Source organism: Desulfonatronovibrio magnus (assembly GCF_000934755.1).
Lineage (GTDB): Bacteria > Desulfobacterota > Desulfovibrionia > Desulfovibrionales > Desulfonatronovibrionaceae > Desulfonatronovibrio > Desulfonatronovibrio magnus.
On the sequence record NZ_KN882182.1, the window covers coordinates 34,554 to 51,867 of the forward strand.

General features: G+C 41.7%; 15 protein-coding genes. 4 read left to right on the forward strand and 11 right to left on the reverse strand.

The annotated features are described in order from the left end of the window. Nucleotides 1-381: 381 nt before the first annotated feature. On the forward strand, nucleotides 382-783 hold the full coding sequence (locus LZ23_RS19360) for a response regulator (RefSeq protein ID WP_045216909.1): 402 nt from the start codon (nucleotides 382-384) through the stop codon (nucleotides 781-783). A 370-nt stretch (nucleotides 784-1,153) separates the two neighbouring features. Here LZ23_RS19360 and LZ23_RS19370 read toward each other — a convergent pair whose 3' ends face one another. The 10 genes from LZ23_RS19370 to LZ23_RS19415 all read right to left on the reverse strand — a co-directional run bounded on the left by LZ23_RS19370 (nucleotide 1,154) and on the right by LZ23_RS19415 (nucleotide 12,145). Further along, nucleotides 1,154-1,978: a rhodanese-like domain-containing protein gene (locus LZ23_RS19370; protein ID WP_045216912.1), complete on the reverse strand. Its 825-nt coding sequence runs from the start codon at nucleotides 1,976-1,978 to the stop codon at nucleotides 1,154-1,156. A 161-nt stretch (nucleotides 1,979-2,139) separates the two neighbouring features. Further along, nucleotides 2,140-3,570 carry a cardiolipin synthase gene (cls, locus tag LZ23_RS19375; protein ID WP_045216913.1) on the reverse strand — a complete coding sequence of 477 codons (1,431 nt, stop codon included), beginning with the start codon at nucleotides 3,568-3,570 and terminating at the stop codon, nucleotides 2,140-2,142. Between the two features lie 443 nt (nucleotides 3,571-4,013). After that, entirely contained in the window at nucleotides 4,014-4,853 is an 840-nt protein-coding gene (locus LZ23_RS19380) for a CheR family methyltransferase (RefSeq protein ID WP_052507537.1), read from the reverse strand. Then, nucleotides 4,850-5,929, reverse strand: a complete 1,080-nt coding sequence (locus LZ23_RS19385; RefSeq protein ID WP_045216915.1) for a protein-glutamate methylesterase/protein-glutamine glutaminase — start codon at nucleotides 5,927-5,929, stop codon at nucleotides 4,850-4,852. The genes LZ23_RS19380 and LZ23_RS19385 overlap by 4 nt, the downstream gene beginning before the upstream one ends. Before the next feature lie 137 nt (nucleotides 5,930-6,066). After that, complete coding sequence (locus tag LZ23_RS19390) at nucleotides 6,067-6,528, reverse strand: ATP-binding protein (protein WP_045216916.1); 462 nt, start codon at nucleotides 6,526-6,528, stop codon at nucleotides 6,067-6,069. Further along, nucleotides 6,528-7,664: a response regulator gene (locus LZ23_RS19395; protein WP_045216918.1), complete on the reverse strand. Its 1,137-nt coding sequence runs from the start codon at nucleotides 7,662-7,664 to the stop codon at nucleotides 6,528-6,530. Before LZ23_RS19395 ends, LZ23_RS19390 begins: the two co-directional genes overlap by 1 nt. 361 nt (nucleotides 7,665-8,025) lie before the next feature. After that, nucleotides 8,026-8,487, reverse strand: a complete 462-nt coding sequence (locus LZ23_RS19400) for a chemotaxis protein CheW (protein ID WP_045216920.1) — start codon at nucleotides 8,485-8,487, stop codon at nucleotides 8,026-8,028. Between the two features lie 109 nt (nucleotides 8,488-8,596). Further along, nucleotides 8,597-9,145, reverse strand: a complete 549-nt coding sequence (gene amrA, locus LZ23_RS19405) for an AmmeMemoRadiSam system protein A (RefSeq protein ID WP_045216922.1) — start codon at nucleotides 9,143-9,145, stop codon at nucleotides 8,597-8,599. A gap of 2 nt (nucleotides 9,146-9,147) precedes the next feature. Continuing rightward, nucleotides 9,148-10,056 carry an NAD(P)/FAD-dependent oxidoreductase gene (locus tag LZ23_RS19410; RefSeq protein WP_045216923.1) on the reverse strand — a complete coding sequence of 303 codons (909 nt, stop codon included), beginning with the start codon at nucleotides 10,054-10,056 and terminating at the stop codon, nucleotides 9,148-9,150. A 586-nt stretch (nucleotides 10,057-10,642) separates the two neighbouring features. Continuing rightward, nucleotides 10,643-12,145 (reverse strand): sensor domain-containing diguanylate cyclase, encoded by a 1,503-nt coding sequence (locus LZ23_RS19415; RefSeq protein ID WP_084591149.1) that lies wholly within the window; start codon nucleotides 12,143-12,145, stop codon nucleotides 10,643-10,645. Between the two features lie 136 nt (nucleotides 12,146-12,281). Here LZ23_RS19415 and LZ23_RS19420 point away from each other — a divergent pair, with 136 nt between their 5' ends. Both LZ23_RS19420 and LZ23_RS19425 read left to right on the forward strand, forming a co-directional pair. Continuing rightward, complete coding sequence (locus LZ23_RS19420) at nucleotides 12,282-13,895, forward strand: glycosyltransferase family 4 protein (RefSeq protein WP_045216926.1); 1,614 nt, start codon at nucleotides 12,282-12,284, stop codon at nucleotides 13,893-13,895. A 233-nt stretch (nucleotides 13,896-14,128) separates the two neighbouring features. After that, on the forward strand, nucleotides 14,129-15,046 hold the full coding sequence (locus LZ23_RS19425; protein WP_045216928.1) for a flagellin N-terminal helical domain-containing protein: 918 nt from the start codon (nucleotides 14,129-14,131) through the stop codon (nucleotides 15,044-15,046). Nucleotides 15,047-15,125: 79 nt separating this feature from the next. Here LZ23_RS19425 and rnc read toward each other — a convergent pair whose 3' ends face one another. After that, on the reverse strand, nucleotides 15,126-15,863 hold the full coding sequence (gene rnc / locus LZ23_RS19430) for a ribonuclease III (RefSeq protein ID WP_435050746.1): 738 nt from the start codon (nucleotides 15,861-15,863) through the stop codon (nucleotides 15,126-15,128). A gap of 202 nt (nucleotides 15,864-16,065) precedes the next feature. Here rnc and LZ23_RS19435 point away from each other — a divergent pair, with 202 nt between their 5' ends. Then, a complete protein-coding gene (locus LZ23_RS19435; protein ID WP_045216930.1) occupies nucleotides 16,066-17,133 on the forward strand; it encodes a phosphotransacetylase family protein in 1,068 nt (355 codons plus the stop codon). The last annotated feature ends 181 nt before the right edge of the window (nucleotides 17,134-17,314 follow it).

Genomic DNA, 17,314 nt, shown 5'->3' on the forward strand with positions numbered 1-17,314 from the left:
CAGAAAACAAATGAGGATGCTGGCTGATTTCGCAACAAGGTGAATAGTTACCCTGTCGCTAAACTTCCAACTCCCCGTAAATATTGATTATACATAGTTTTAAAATGATTACCAGTATTTTTGTAAAAAAGGGGTTTGACCCGAGCGCCCCGGGATCAAACCTGAGAATTACTTTAAGGCACAGTCCTTTTTCTGGAAACTGGGACAACCCCTGCGAGGAAATATATAACAGATTAATATTACTTTGGTTCCCGGGAAAAGATAAAATAATAGTAATTATTGACTATTGCAACTGAACTTAATAAGATATCGATAAAAATAGGACATGAATATTATTTTATTAGGAATATTGCGTTACTTTAAAAAAAAGCGGAGGAAATAATGAAAGCTCTGGTTGTAGAAGACGATATGACAAGTAGAATGGTACTTGCCAAAATTCTTTCTCAGCATTTTACATGTGATACTGCTGAAAATGGGCTGCAGGCTGTGGAAATGTTTCGCGAGGCCCTGCAGAATAATGATCCCTACACCCTGGTTTTTATGGATATTATGATGCCCGTAATGGATGGGCAAAGTTCCCTCAAGGCCATCAGAGAAACGGAAACCAAGATGAATGTACCAATTGGAGATGAAGTTAAAGCTGTCATGACTACTGCTTTGTCTGATACCAAAAATGTCACTGAAGCATTTTTTCAAGGACAGGCAGACGCTTACATATCTAAGCCCATCTCCAAGGATAAGGTCTTCGAGGCTCTGCGCGAAGTTAGACTGTTGGAAGATTAGTAACTTACTCCTGAAACCCTGTCATAAAAAACAGGAAAATTAGAACCGCAAAGGAGCGAAGGACTCAAAGTTAAAGACAATAAAAAAGGCTGCCATTTTATTTGCCGCCTGCCTTGTTAAACAGGCATAGTCTCCGTCGCAGACGGGTTTAACTGGGTTCCCCGGAAAATAAAAAAACTTCTTTCTTCCTTTGCACCCTTTGCCTGCCTGGTTAAACAACGCTGAAAGCGTTCCTGCGCAGCAGGGTTTAACTGGGCGCCTTGAGCTCGCCCTGTTGAATAGACCTTCGGTCTACGGCAAAGCCCTATTCAAATGGGTAAATCTTCGAACGGGCGGTTAAAATATTTTTGGGATGTGGGCACAGCCCGCATTAGATATTCAAGTCTTTAAACATGGAAGAGACAATACGCATATGAGCTTTTTCCTGTTCAGCAAGTTTGAAAAAACATTCTGACAATTCTTGAGAGTTACTTTTCTGAGCTAAGTTACGGTACATGTCATACGCCATTGTTTCCACCTCAAGAGCCATTTCCAGCAGATATGAATGCAATCCTGGTTCATCGACATTTTTGAGTTCATCAATCCAGGCAGAAATTTCTGACCCGCCTTCCATGATATCGCCACCAGCCTTGGCAAAAACCATTTCAAAATCATCATCAAAGGCTTGAGCATTCAGACTGTAGACCATTTTAGCGTGCCCCTTTTCAAGCTTGGCCAGCTTGCTGATTTTATTTTGCAACTCCTGGTCTTGTATACTGTCAGCCAGAATCGAGTAAAAATTTTGAGCACCTTTTTCTAAATCAATGGCTTTTTGCAATACCAGTTTTTGATTAGTCAGTCTGGAAAAAAGATTAATCTTGGGATAATTAGCCAATGTTTTTCCCTGGTAAGCGAGAATACCGCCTGCCAGGTTATAAATATCCTGATGCAAGAGCCCACTATCCCTGGCCAGGATGGAAGCGCTCATGGATCTTTTGCCGCTGCGACAATAAAAAACTGTGTTTTTATCAGCTGCAATTTCACCAAGCCTGCCCTCAAGCTCGTAAAGAGGCACAAGAACGGCTCCGGGAATATGAAAATGTGCGTATTCCTGGGGTGTTCTTACATCAACAAGATTGAATGAATCCTCTTTTTGCTTACCTGTGAAATCTTTAAACTCCTGTGCTGAAAGGTCAATTATCTGCTGTTCATTCACGACAATCTCCGTATCTTAGAAAAAAGTTAATGGGAAGAAGAACTCACCGGCTGGCAATGCAAACTCTCATGTATAAATATGCCTGACCATATTACCCGTCTGAAGATTCTCATCTCAACCATTTAAGTTTATATTGAAATGAGTCTCATGCATTTACATATTCATAGGTATGGGCTGAACAGCCAGCATAAGGAATCTCTGAGTCTGGCAGGAATAGAACGTGAGTCCACTTCCTCCAGAGTCAGCTTCCTGGACGACATTATCTTTTGCTCAACGTGAGAGTAAAGAATAGCTGCCAGCCTTTTGGAATATACCTCCACCACCATTTCAAAGTTCAATCTCAGACTGCGGGGATCCATATTTGCCGACCCGATAACACAGTACTCATCATCCACGAGAAACAGCTTGGAATGATCAAAAGGTGGTGGCTGGTAATATACATTAACCCTGTATTGAAGGATTTCCCAAAGCATATTGCGGGTAGCCCAGTGAACAAATGGAAGGTTGTTCTTTTCAGGCAGAACAATAGTAACTTCTACACCTCTCAGGGAAGCTACCTGGAGCGCACCAAGGAGTTCCTGAGATGGAAGAAAGTATGGAGTCATGATAATAATCTTACTTTTCGCCTGAGAAACCATCCCTGTATAAAGCATTCTCAATTTATCTATATCCTGGTTAGGTCCAACAGTGATAGTTCTGCAAAAAGCATCTCCAAAGACCTGCAGATCATGGCCTGAATCCCTGGTCGGCAAATGAAATCCTTTACAGAAAGACCAGTCTTCCATGAATACGTCTTTCATCTGGGATACTACAGGGCCTTTGAACTGAAATTGAATATCCTGTGCTCCTTTGCTTTTTTCATAGTCAACAACATGTCTGTCGCCTATATTCATACCACCTGTAAATCCCATCATATCATCAATAATTAACATTTTTCTATGATTGCGCAGGTTGAGAAAAGGAGACACTGGAATAAGCTTTGGAGGGAGAAAACGAGAAAAAGGAACACCTGCCCTTTTGAGGTAGCGACTTATCTTTGGCCATGAATACAACTCTCCAATTCCATCCACCAAAACCCTAACATCCAGACCACGCTTACATGCCTGGGATAAAGCCCCCACAAAACGCATCCCCCAATTGTTACTTTCAAAAATAAACGTCTGGAGATATACATATTTCCTTGCGCTGTTAATGGCCGCAAGCATTTCAGGAAAGGCCTGATTGCCATTAAACAAAACATGTACTTTATTACCCCCCAGCAAAGGGCGGTTGGTCAGTTTGTCCGTCAATCCAGCTCTTAAATTTGAGTGAAACTTATCAACATCCTGCACTAATACTCTGGAAGTCAGGGTGCTTTGAGGAGCCCCCCTCCCCTGTTGAGTCAGAGCCAGAGGTTCAGCCTTAAGTTTTTTAGCTCTGGTTTTAATGCGGTTGATGCCCAGAAGATAATAGAGAATTGGTCCTAATGTGGGGATAAGCAGACAGGTTACAATCCAACCCCATGCAGTTCTCGGGTCTCGTTTGTACATTAGAGCATGTCCGGCTGCCCAGACATTTAAAAGCATGATCAGGAAAAAGATAAACAGGGCCATCAAGGTAAAAAAAGCCTTTGGAGGATAACAATAATCTGCTCAAAGCAGCTAAAATAGAATCAATTCATGCATTACGCATTCATGAAAATCAAACAGAAAGTTTAAGAATCAGGATGTTAAATAACTTTTAGCTTACAAGTAACTACAAACGTATATGTAATAAATTCAGAGCATTACGGTTTTACGATACAGATTGCTTCGGTCGCTTAGGCTCCCTCGTGGGTGACAGGTTTTCAGCTACCACATCCCTGACAACTCAGGTGTCATTGCGAGCGAGTCTTCGAGCGCGGCAATCCTTGTTGCGAGCGAAGCGAAGCAATCTCGCGTTGAGGCTATATCAATTTACTCGCAGGTTCGGTCCCGGGCCGCCCGGGGGAGGAGCTACTAACTACTAACTGATAACAATTTCTTGTTTTTTATGACAGGCTTTCAAGATTAAGTTACTAATCTAATTGATAAAAAATGGAACGAAGATATCTTTTGGGAACAAATGACCTTGTCACGCCTGAAAGAGACTCAGTTGAGCCAATAAGAAGACACCCATCAGGCTGTAATACGCCAGCAATTCTTTCAAAAAGCCTTTTTTTGTCGTCTGGCTTGAAATATATGGCTACATTTCTGCAAAAAACGATATCAAACTTACCAAGCACTGAGAAAGGCTGCATAAGATTGATCTTGCGAAAATTCGCTAAGGCTCTGATCTCGTCTTTTATTCTCCAGTTGCCATCAGGAGTGGGATTAAAAAATTTGTTAAGTTTGTCACTGGTCAAGCCTCTTTCAATCTCAAATTTATTGTATTTACCGTAGCTTGACTTGGCTATGGCTTCATCAGAAATGTCCGTGCCAAGAATGTTCACTTGATACTTATTGAGGTCAGGGATGATCTCTTTGACAGCAATAGCTATGCTGTAAACTTCCTGGCCTGTGGAACATGCAGCACTCCAGATTCTGAGTTTAACCGGCATGGAAGAATGTGTCTTTTTACTTCTGGCATCAATGATATCCGGCAAAATTTTATGCTTCAAAAGCTCAAAAGGAGCATTGTCCCTGAAAAAAAGAGTTTCCTTAGTTGTGATGGCATCAATTATGGCTTTTTCCAGCTTTTTGGTGCCATCAGATCTGGATTTGTTGTAAAGGTCCCTGTAGGAGGCAAGTTTTTCCTGCTGCAACAACGGTTTGAGCCTGTTTTCCAGCAAGTATGCCTTACTTTGGTCAAGGTAGATTCCTGAAAGATTATATATATACTGTGAAATAATCTTCAGTTCGTCGGGAGTAATTTTCATCTTTTGACAGTGCTGACTATTTCGGCTGCTATCCGTTCTAAAGGTACCATAATATCAACGACTCCTGCATCATGGGCCATCTTAGGCATGCCATACACAACACAGGTATCCTCATCCTGTCCAATCACAACAGCTCCAAGGGCCTTCATTACTTTGAGCCCCAAGGTGCCGTCATTGCCCATCCCTGTCATAATCACACCTGTGACTTTGTTTTTAAATTCCCGGGCTACGGAACGAAAAAGATAATCTGCCGCAGGCTTGCAATTATTTTCAGGTGGATCATCAGTAATACGTAAAATCTTTTTCTGAGCTGCACCGGTGACAACTTTAGTCTGCTTTCCACCAGGGGCAATATAAACATGATTAGAACGCAGGATCTCTCCATCTTCTGCTTCCTTGATGCGCAGGCTGCATTTCTGATCAAGACTTTCTGCCAGAGATTTGGTAAATATGGGAGGCATATGCTGCACAATTACCACTGGAACATTAAGATTTCCTGGCAACATGGGCAGCATTCTTGTCAAGGCATTGGGCCCACCTGTAGATATACCGATGGCAACAATATCTGACTTTTCATGCGCCATTCTCGCTGAATGGATTGTAGGAGTTGAGGCAGGTTTGGGTTTGACCCGGGGATCCTTATCAGTTTTCCGTAGTGCTTTCTTAATGTCCAAGCGTTTTAAAAAATGCTTGACCCGGGGAGAAAGGGCTCTTTGCAGAATACTGATATTTTCTTCGCGCGACTCCTTGTCTGGCTTAGTAATAAAGTCAAATGCCCCTAATTCAAGGGCCTTCATGGTGATATCGCTGCCTCTTTTAGTCAGGGTGCTGACCATCACCACCCCGACATTGATCTTTCTCTTTTGAATTTCTTCAAGAGTCTGCACGCCGTCCATAACCGGCATTTCTACATCAAGGGTTATCAGATCAGGTTTAAGAGATTCAATCCTATTCAGCGCAATCTTACCATTGCTTGCTGTTCCGACCACCTCGACATCAGGAAAATCATTTAACACATCACCAATGATTTTTCGGTATACAATTGTGTCATCAACAACGAGAACCCTGAGAGCCATCTCAACTCCTGCATGTCTTAACAGCTAAAACACAGTCAAAACATGGTTATTGGTAAAATTGTTAAACTACATGGAATTTATATTTTAAACTTTGTGATTGTGTACTTATCATTTTAGCAACGGAAATATAAATGTAATCAGGAGCAATCATTTAATTTGACTGTGTGCTCAGACCTGCGGGGATTCAACATAATCCAGAACCTTAAAACTGTTCCTGAATCATTATACTCGAACCCGTCAGAATATTGTCTTATTAAAAAAAGCCCCCAACCGCAATGAGAAGTACTGCCTGCAGGATTTCTTTTAAGGCTGTCCCGCCAGTCAAAACCAGGACCAGGCCCTGAAACTTCAAACTCCACTTTGTCCTTAGTCAACAAGGCCCTGCAGGAAATAATTTTGGAATGATCCTGGTCTGCTCCATGAAAAATAGCATTATTCAGCGATTCTCTCAAGACAATAGTCAAATTAAAAAAAGTTTTTTCATCACACGCAGCATCAAGGAAAAGCTTAACCTTTTCCATTAGTGATTCCACAAGAGTTGGGTCAGCAGGAAATTCACAACTCAAGCTGGTTTTAGTGATTTTGCAATCTATAGTCATCAGACCTCCGTCCCAAGAATAACTACATCATCCTGGAGCAAATTTTTATCCGGGCATAAATGCTCAAAAATAAATTCAAGGGATTCTCCTAAGGGGAGGTCTGCAGATGCAGCAGCTTGCTTCATCACCTCTTCAATGCCTTGGGTCCGTGTCCTCATCGAATCGCCAAAAAGTTCCACCAGTCCATCAGTAAAAAGAAAGAATCTGTCTCCAGGCTCAACATGTTCTTGAGTCGGATAAAACTCAACCTGTTCAAAAGGTCCTAAAATGTCTCCTTCAGCTTCCAGCAGCTTAGCCTCTTTTGTCGAAGCCTTGACATTAACCGCAGGCAGATGACCTGCATTATAGAGAAATGCCTTGTTCATACCTTTATCCACCAAAAGGAAGGCTGCAGTCAGGTGCTGGGAAGGTTGCAGAATTCTGTTTAAAACTGCGTTCGTCATCCGCAAGCCTTCCTCCACCGGGGTGTAGGGGTTAATATTCTGATCAAACAATACTTTCAGGGCAGATGTTACATAAGCAGTGCCAAGGTTATGCCCGCTTATATCCGCAACTGTGTATACATAGGTGTTTTCTCCGGTTCTGATGACATCAAGAAAATCTCCGCCCGCTTCTAATATGGGCCGAAAAATATACTTGAATCGCGCTTCCGGATACATTTCAGGATCAACTAAAAACGATTCCTGGGCTTCTCTGATGTCAGCAAAGTGTCTGACCTGAGATTCAACAAGCTTTTCCTTGGCAAACTTAAGCTCAAGGTGAACCCTGATTCGGGCCAGCACTTCTGTCCTGGCAAAGGGTTTCCCTATATAATCCACACCACCGAGTTCCAATCCCTTTACAATATTTTCAGTATCGTTCAGTGCGGAAATGAAGATGATGGGTATATCCTTGGTAAGAGGATTTTGCTTTAAACCTTTACATGTATCAAAACCGTCTTCAACAGGCATCATTACATCGAGCAAGATCAGGTCCGGCAAATTCTCAGAAGCCATACTTCTGGCCATCTTTCCATTTTCAGCCTCCATAGTCTGGTAACCGGAATTTTGGAGAACGACCTTTAGTAGCCTTCTGTTCAAGGGAGAATCATCTACAATTAGGATTAGCGCGGGCCTGAATTTTTTTTCTTGATTCATGTATATTTTGTATTACTCAAAAGTCAGTCAAAGCATTATGCAGGTAGTCTTAAGAGTTGAAGTTTGAAGTTTTGTAACAGTTTAGCCATTTGCATGCGGCATGAGGACTGGCTCTCCCCGCACTTATTATTAAATACTGTCAATCACCCATCAGAATAATAAGTGCGGGGGTGCCTGTCCCCTGCTTTCCTTAAAAAAAGGCTAAACTGTTACGAGGTTTTCAGGTCAGAACACAGTAAAAAAAACAAATTGAACAAATATTTTAAGCAACAAAAAAGAATTTTGCAATAATCTAAACCTCATGAATTGACACTGTCAGCCCATGGGGGCTAAACTGGTACCTCATATGTAAAATATAATTTTACTCGTTTTCAAGCACTTCTTCAACATCAAGTATAGCTACCAGTTTGTTTTTATACTTATACACTCCCTGAAAAAATTTGCCCTTGACCCCTTTTATATTGGAAGGGGCAGGTGAAACATTTTCCCGGTCTGCTACAACTACATCCGTTACCTTATTAACAAGAAAACCAATAAATTCCTGTTTTGAATTTACAATAATTATTCTGGTATCATCTGTAATGTTTGCTGTTGATTCAATACCCAGTTTCTTCCCAAGGTCGATAATGGTTACAATTTTTCCTCGAAGATTCATAATACCTACGACATAATCCGGAGAGTGAGGGACTGATGTCAGCAATACCTGCTTATTGATCTCTTGAACAAACCCTATGTCTATGCCGCATAAAGCTTCTCCTACATAAAAACAGGAAATCTGAAAAGTTCCTTTCTTACCATGCTTGGCAATATTGTCTTCTGTCATTATATTTCCCCTTTATCTGCCTTGGAAAGTTGCCTGATTACTTAAAGTTTTTGTCCATAGTATGTGCCCCGAACTCCAATCTTGAGACACACAAAACTGAAGGGGGCGTCTAAAACACTGCAGCCTGAAACCAGAATATTTCAGTATTCGGGTCCTGCCAGCAATTGTCCAGAAGGCCTGCTTTACGACATGTATTAGCCAAAAAGGTATTTCTGTCCCATTTCCATTCCACTGCTACCTGAGGCAAAAGCAGGCCACTATGGGCTCCCTGCCTGATGAGCAGGCCATGTTTACCTGGTACAATATCTTGAGGATTGTCTACTTTGGATAAAGGACTCAGAATGGAAATTTCCAGATTGATTGAATTAAGTTCGGCTTTCTGTAAAGGTGGAAAGCGAGGATCATGAAAGGCAGCCTGAGAGGCCATTCTGATAATTGTTTTCCACAAAGGCTTATCACCAATAATATGCCCTATACATCCCCTTAACTTACCTTTTATCTTCAAGGTAACAAATGCCCCTAACTTTTCCTTCATTTTTTCCGTTGGAGGCTCAGGGTAATTTATATTTTCTTCAAAAGCGACCTTAATGCTCAGCCAGGCTAACTGCTTCAGATAATCTTTTTCCTGTGCTGAAAGTTCAAAAGTAAAATCGCTCATAATCACCCCTGATTCTCAGCAGCTTTTTTTTCTTTCAGATAAGCAATTGCTGAATGCGCTGCAATTGCTCCTTCACCTACAGCTACACTGATCTGTAAAAACCTGCCCACGCAGTCACCTGCGGCAAAAACACCAGGAATATTGGTCTTTTGATCATAATCAGCCTCGATAAATACTCCTCTTGTGGTAATACCCAAAGCATAAGCAAAATCAGTTGATGAGGCTTCGCCCATGGCGATAAAAATTCCATCAACATCCATTACATTGCCATCGCTAAGGACTGCCTGCTGTAAAAAATTATCACCCTTAAGCTCAACAACTTTTTGAGACAAAATCTCTATATGTTCATTTTTTAAAAGTTCTGCATAGCTTTCAGTAATTTTTTCCTTCTTACCTTGAGTGCAGATCTTAACATCAGAAGTGTAGTTCTTAAGCTCTAAGGCCTGATTGGCGGCAAATATTCCTTCGCCAAGAACAAAGACTTTTTTACCCTTAAAAAAGAATCCATCGCAACTGACACAATAAGAAATGCCGCGACCTTCATATTCAGAAATATTCTTAATTCCTGGACGTACCCTGCTTACTCCAGTTGCCAGAATGATGGCTTTGCTGGAAACTTTTTTCTTGTCAGTCTTGATATCAAAACCACCCTGATCGTTATGATATATTCCAAGCACCTTTTCACAGCGAAGATCAGCCCCGAATTTGGCAGCATGGCTACACCCCAGTTCAATTAACTCTTTTCCGGTTATTGAGTCTGGAAAACCAAAATAGTTGTCAATGTCATAATTACCGGCAACCTTTGGGTCGCAGCCCAGCACAGTAGTTTTGATTCCGGCCCTGGCAGTATATATGGCAGCAGAAAGACCTGCTGGCCCCTGTCCGATAATGGCAATGTCTGTTGTATCCATAAAGTTTACCTCTAAATTAACTATAAAATGAAGACTGCAAAACACTCAGGAAACACTCAGTATCTTATACAGTACTTTTACCCCGTTTGTAAACTTTGGATTTGGCAAACTTTTATAAAACAGTGAACAAGAGCAGCATCAACTGCATGGGAAAAGTAGTCGGGCAAATCTGATTTCGGCCGTTTGATCTAAAGACAGAATAAAATTCAACCAGCAGTAACTGGATTAAAATGATTCAATAGACTTACTTGAGAGTTAAAAGTTATCAGTTAATTGTTATTAGTTTAAGAAAAAAACATTATGATTTCAAATGGTTAGGCTTTGAAAACGACTGGATATCTAAAGCTTGTAAAATGGCAATAAATCCAAGGGGTTGCACAAGAACTTTTGACTGTCCAGAGACTTAGTTTTCAGCAAAATCGGATAAGAAGACCTGGGACCGGGATGACGGTTAAAGCAGGCAGCTGCCTTTCTCCGTCATTCCGGCGAAAGCTGGAAGGGAGCATTACACATTTTAAAATAGTAACAGCTTCTACCTCATGGATTGACCATGTGAATCCATGGGGTAGAAGCTGTTACAAAAATTTTAACTTGAGACAGCCTCTCCAACACATATATCTGCTGAAGTACAGACCATGTTTCTGCCGCTGTTTTTTGCCATGTACAGGGCCTGATCAGCCTGGCTGATTAGACTGTCTCCCGGGGTAAGAGGGTTGGGCTTAAGTGAAGCCACACCAATGCTGGCAGTAACATTGAACCTTTTATTATCATAAGAAAAACTTGTTTTACCAATTTTTTTCCTGAGTCTTTCCGCCAGAAGCCACGCCTGTTCCTCATTAGTCTCAGGTAGAATAACTACAAACTCCTCGCCCCCATATCGAGCTGCGATATCTGTTTCACGAACAGTCTCTTCAAGCAGTGATCCAACTTTTTTTAATACCAAATCACCGGCAATATGGCCATACGTATCATTGAGGCGTTTGAAATAGTCGAGATCCAGCATAATCAGGCTTAAAGGCTTGGGATTTCTCTGGTGTCTTTTCAACTCTATGCGCAACACCCTATTAAAATGCTGACGATTATACACACTGGTCAAGCCGTCCAAATCTGCTTCAAATCTCAAATCTCTGTATTTAAGAGCGTTACGCAATGCCAAAGCCAGGTGATTCCCGGCACTGTGGATAATTTGCAGCTGATCTTTACCAAGTTTCAAAACATTGTCTGATGCCACAACCAGGGCTCCAAAACTTTCTTGACCGGTTTTCAGAGGAATAACTATCTGTTGCAGAGGGTTGGGCATCCAGCTTATTGTATTATCTTCAAAATTGAGATTGATCTCTTTAAAGTTTTCAATGTTCCTGTGGGTAAATCTTCTCCCTATCCCTAAAAGATTCTCCCGCCACTTGTTTTTGAGATTTTTATTTTTAAACTCAGGCAAGTGCAGCTCGGCATTTATTTCCTGGTTTTCATTTTTTTTCCAGAATACTGTAGCTATGGCTCTGGAGTCTATCAGACCTGAAAATTCCTGTTTGGCAATCCTCAAAACATCATCTATCTTGAGAGAGGAAGATGATTTGGTCAATATTCTGTTAAGAAACTCAAGCTGAAGATTTTTTCTGGCCAGCAATTCCCTTTCTAAGGTTATCTCCCTGGCCATGAGGTGTAAATCTGTGTAAAGCTCCTGGATTTCCAGTGCCTTATCCCTGAGTCTGCTCAATGATCCAGGAGTTATTGGTCTGCGTATTATGCCCAGGAATGACCCCATATCATTACTTTCAGCTTCATTGACATGGCTCTTTTCATCAATAACCAGAACCTGATGAACATTATATTGATCAGCAACAGCTTGATGAAAATCACTTTCAGACTTCTCAAAAGTACTGGCCGTGAGAAAAATAATTGAAGCGCTCGATGGGTCAGTGTTATTCAGGTCCATTGTGCCTATGGAGTTAGTGACAAACAATTGACATCCATGTGGCAAATTATGCTCTATTTCCTTTGCTATTTCCTCAGGTAAGTCCAGAAGCCAGAATATGGTTTCCTGCTGCATGCTCAGCTCCTTAGTGATGGTGTTATCATTTAAGATCATTGATTATTAACTTGCATGCAAAAAAAGATCCAAAAATAATCACTTGATTGATTGAAAGTAAATGTCTACCAGTTTTACCTCAAGAAGCTGGCTATGACCAAAAACTCTAAAACACAACTTCAGATACATATTACAAATGATCAGGCATATCTGGGGCACCTTAGACCCTTTCTATGAGGCAGGTCCTTTTCTGGGACGAATAGAGGCCAACACAGGATTTCTCAGGGCGCTGCTCGAGGCAGACCCTTTTGACGAGTACCATTTCTTTGTGTCTTCAGAAAAAACTGCCTCCACCTGTAAAGCATTCATTAAGCAAAACTTTACAGCCATTCATCCAAAAATATCATTTATTCCAAGAACAAGACTGATTCAATGCCTGCAAAATAATCCATATAAGGTTTTCCATCTCTCTGATTGCATCAACTACCCTGTACATCTTGCCTTGCTAAGGAATAAATACAGCAAATCGCTTTTTTCCATAACCAGCATCACACACAGTTTAAGCTACAGCAGCTATTCTCATCAACTTCTTAAGCAACTCTGGCCTGGCTGGTCAGCAAAAGACGCTATTATCTGCTCATCAGCATGCGGCAGAAAGGTTCTTGAGAATTATTTTGAACATCTCCATAAGTACTACAGGCTGTCAGCTGACTTTACCCATCCACAACTGGTAACTATTCCTCTCGGCATCAATACAGAAGATATAGCCAGTGCTGCAAAAAAGCCTGGGAACTCAAATCTTTTAAAAAATGATAAAGTCAATATTTTGTGCCTTGGCAGGATTTCCTGTTATTCCAAAATGGATGTCCTGCCCATCCTTAGAAGCTTTCAGTTGGGAAAAATATACGGACTGAACCTTGATTCTGTCAGACTGGTCATGGCAGGAGGTGTGGATCAAAAAGATGATACTATAAAAAAACTCGCACTGTTTGCCCGTAACATTGGCCTGGAACTTATGGTTTTTCCCAACCCGGACCAGGCAAAGAAAATGGAATTGATGCATCATGCAGATATTTTTGTTTCCATGTCTGACAATCCTCAGGAAACTTTTGGGCTAACCATCTTAGAGGCAGGTGCAGCAGAACTTGCCGTGGTAGCTTCAGACTATAATGGTTATAAGGAATTGATTAAAGATCAGGAAAACGGTTTTCTCATACCTACTCTTGGACCTGACAGCACAGAGTTTATCGATGATCTGGCCCCAATTTTATTCGACAGCGAATCACATCTTTTGCTGGCTCAAAGTTGTGCTGTGGATATTCATGCCCTGATCAAAGCCTTATCCTTACTCATAGTCAATCCTGACTTGAGAAAAAGTTTGGGTGCCAACCTGAAAAAATCAGTACAAGATTATGACTGGTCCCGGGTTATCCAGCAGTATCTGGAACTCTGGGACAACCTTTATAAGGCTGAACATAGAGAGAGTATGGACATTACCAGCCATGCCGCGCACACTCCATACGCGCAGATTTTTAAACACTACACCACAAATTCCTGGATCAATTCAGTTTTAAGTCTGAGCAAACTTGGACAGGCTGTATATAAAAAGAAAGATTTTCCTGTTATATATGCTGGCATGTCCGAGATGATCGATCCCCAGAAAATAAGAATGCTTTTATTTTTATCCCGCGCTCCTATAAAATCATCCAACCTAATTGCAAGGCTTTCCGCATCCTTAGATCTTTCTCCGTCTGTTTCCCGCATACTAGTATCCTGGGCTGTCAAGCAGGGACTCCTGCAAACCTCCTGAGTCTGACCAATTTTTCGCAACTTAAACTCCGGCTATCAATTTTTTAGTCCGGAATTTCAACTGGGAAATTTTGTCCTGATTTTGACTTTCTCAAATATCGCACCTTAATCAATTCACGTAACTAACTGTAATAAAAAGATTTTTTTTCAATGGCACACCCATTGCTTAAAAGTTTTCAAAACAACTCACACGGATTGCGATATACTTGAATACTAATTGAGGAGGTTAATCCTATGTCTTTGGTCATCAATCACAATTTAATGGCAATGAACGCGTCACGCAACCTTGGTGACGCTTATGGCAACCTTGCAACATCCACGAGACGTCTTTCATCAGGTCTCAGAATAGGAACAGCAGCAGATGATGCTGCAGGACTAGCTGTCAGAGAGCTTATGCGAGCAGATATAGCAGCCATGAACCAGGGCATTCGCAATGCCAATGACGGCATATCCCTGATTCAAACAGCTGACGGTGCTCTCGGAGTTATCGATGAGAAACTCATTCGCATGAAAGAATTGGCTGAACAGGCAGCAACTGGTACTTATAATTCTGATCAAAGACTTATTATTGATTCAGAGTACCAGGCTATGGCCTCGGAAATCACCCGTATCGCCAATGCCACAAAGTTTAACGGTATATATCTTCTAAACGGCAATATTTCAGCCAGTGCAGGCAATCCTGCTGAATGGGGGGGGAGCTATGACGGCTCAGGCGTCCAGCCTCAGGGGCCTTTGAAAATCCACTTTGGCCCTGGAAATGACGCAGCTGAGGACTACTACTATATTGAAATAGGAACTTCCACGGCTTCAGCTCTTGGAGTAGGAAACTCAGCCGCAGCAGGAGCAGGCTTTTCCATATCTACCCAACAGGGAGCGCAGGAAGCCTTGGAAGCCCTGGATGAGGCCATTATATCCAAGGATAAAATCAGAGCTCAGTTAGGTGCGCTGCAAAACAGACTCGAAAACACCATCACTAATCTTCAGATCCAGTCTGAAAATCTGCAGGCAGCAGAATCACGCATCTCCGACGTTGATGTGGCTCAGGAAATGACAGAATTTGTCCGTAACCAGATTCTTACCCAGGGAGCGGTCGCCATGCTGGCTCAGGCCAACAACCTGCCTAGAATGGCAATGCAGCTTATCCAGGGATAAGACGTGATTGAGGTGTGACCAGAGACATGAATGGCTGGAGTCACGACTCCAGCCATTCAACCAAAAAAGTGGTCACTAATCAGGCAGAAGCACGGGAAAGCTCTTGAATTGCTTTGCCTGCAGCCTTTTGTTCCGCCTTTTTCACACTGCTGGCTGAGGCATCCACGTATACGCCATTGGGCAATTCCACTCTTACCCGATAAGTTTTTTCATGTTCCGGACCCGAGCTTTCCATAAGGGCATAAACCGGGCGAGCTTTGAAAAGACTTTGAGTGGCCTCCTGAAGCCTGCTTTTATAATCTTTGCAGGAAGGAAGGCTTTCAACGCTGTCCGGTATGAAATTCATGAAAATTTTTTTTATGCATTCATGAGCAGTTTCATATCCCGAATCAAGATACACAGCACCCAGAACAGCCTCAAGAGTATCGCTGAGTACAGAATCCCTTTCTCGTCCTCCTTGATGATCCTCACCTTTTCCCAGTAAAATATAATCCCCGAGAGAAAGTGTCCTGGCAATCCTTGCCAGGGACGGTTCACTGACAAGACCTGCCCTGAGTTTGGTTAAGTGCCCTTCAGAAGCTTCAGGAAAAGAATAAAACAAAATACGCGAAATACATAACTCAAGCACTGCGTCCCCTAAAAACTCCAAACGCTCATTATGCTCAATTCCATGTTCATTGGCATATGAACTGTGAGTCAACGCCTGGCTAAGAAGGTCTTTGTGTTTAAAATAATAACCAATTTTTTTTTGAATTAGTTCCTGATTTTCCATGATTACGGTAAAAATTGCCTCATGTTGCGTTGAATTAATTATCATTTGAAAACACTTCCTGTGTCAAAATATTGATTTTCTTTTTACACACAAATCATCAACGGTCAATCCCCTGAATATCAGACTAAAAATCTTTTACCCTCTTACCTGAAATTTCTACCCTTTCGTCTATTTCTTTTGGATCTTTACCGTAAGCCAACATATAGTTTTAATTCTCAAGTTCATATAATTATTTTTAGGAGGGCTTATGCTTGGTTTGTATATCGGTTCAACTACAGGATATTCCGGAAAAAACATGATTGCCATGTCAATGGGCAAAAAATTCCAGAAAATGGGACTTAACGTAGGATACATGAAGCCAGTTGGTGTAATGCCCAAGGAAATCGATGGAAAGCTGGGGGATGAAGATGCATTTTTTGTTCAGGAAGTTTTAGGGCTGTCTGAGGATCCATCCAAGGTTACCCCTGTTCTCGTAGACCAGGATTTCAAGGTCAAGGCCTTTCGTGGACAATGCGAGGATCTTTTGCCTGTGATAAAAAAAAACTATCAAGATATAAGCCAGGACAAAGACGTAATGATCGTCTCTGGTTCAGGAAGCATGTATTCAGGCAAATATTGCGGTCTGGACGGAGTAAGTGTAGTAGAGGCCTTGAATTTGAACGCAGTTGTTATTGACCGATTCAACAAAGAACTCAACTATGACTACATGACAGTGCTTAAAGACTCTCTTGGAGACAGGATGCTCGGGGCCATTCTTAATGATATTCCACCCTACTTTAATGAAGAAATAAACTCCATGCTTGCCCCGTTTCTTGAGAGCAAAGGGATCAAGATCCTGGGAATCATTCCCAAAGATCCCCTTATGGGAGCCATAAAAGTTTCAGACCTGGCAAAACGACTTGGTGGAAAAATAATTTCCGCCCCGGATAAAGCAGACAAGGTAGTGGAAAATTTTATCATTGGAACCATGCAGGTGGAAAACTTCATGCTGCACTTTAAAAAAAGCAAACGCTCTGCAGTAATCGTAGGTGGAGATCGCTCTGATGTTCAGCTTGTAGCGTTGGAAGGAAATGCACAATGCCTTATCCTGACAGGCAATCTTTACCCCAATGATATCATTCTCACTCGCTCTGAAGTACTGGGGATACCCATCATTATGGTCCGCGACGATACTTATGCAGTTGCCAGAGAAATGGACACCCTGCTTTCCAGGCACAAATTAAGAGACGTCATCAAAATTCAGCACGGCAGCCAGCTTGTCAATTCAGCAGTAGACTATCAATATATTAAGGAAACTTTTGACTTAAAGTGGTAGCAGACTTTCTTCGTTGCCATGGCTCTCACGTTAAGCGTGAGAGCCAATCAATTCTAAGGTAACAGTTTAGCCCTTTTAAAGAAAAACTTACAAGTAACTATAATCGTTTTGCTAACAAAATCAGACGGTTACAATTCTCATATTTTTACGATTTTTGCTTATGATTGATGCACATTTGCCT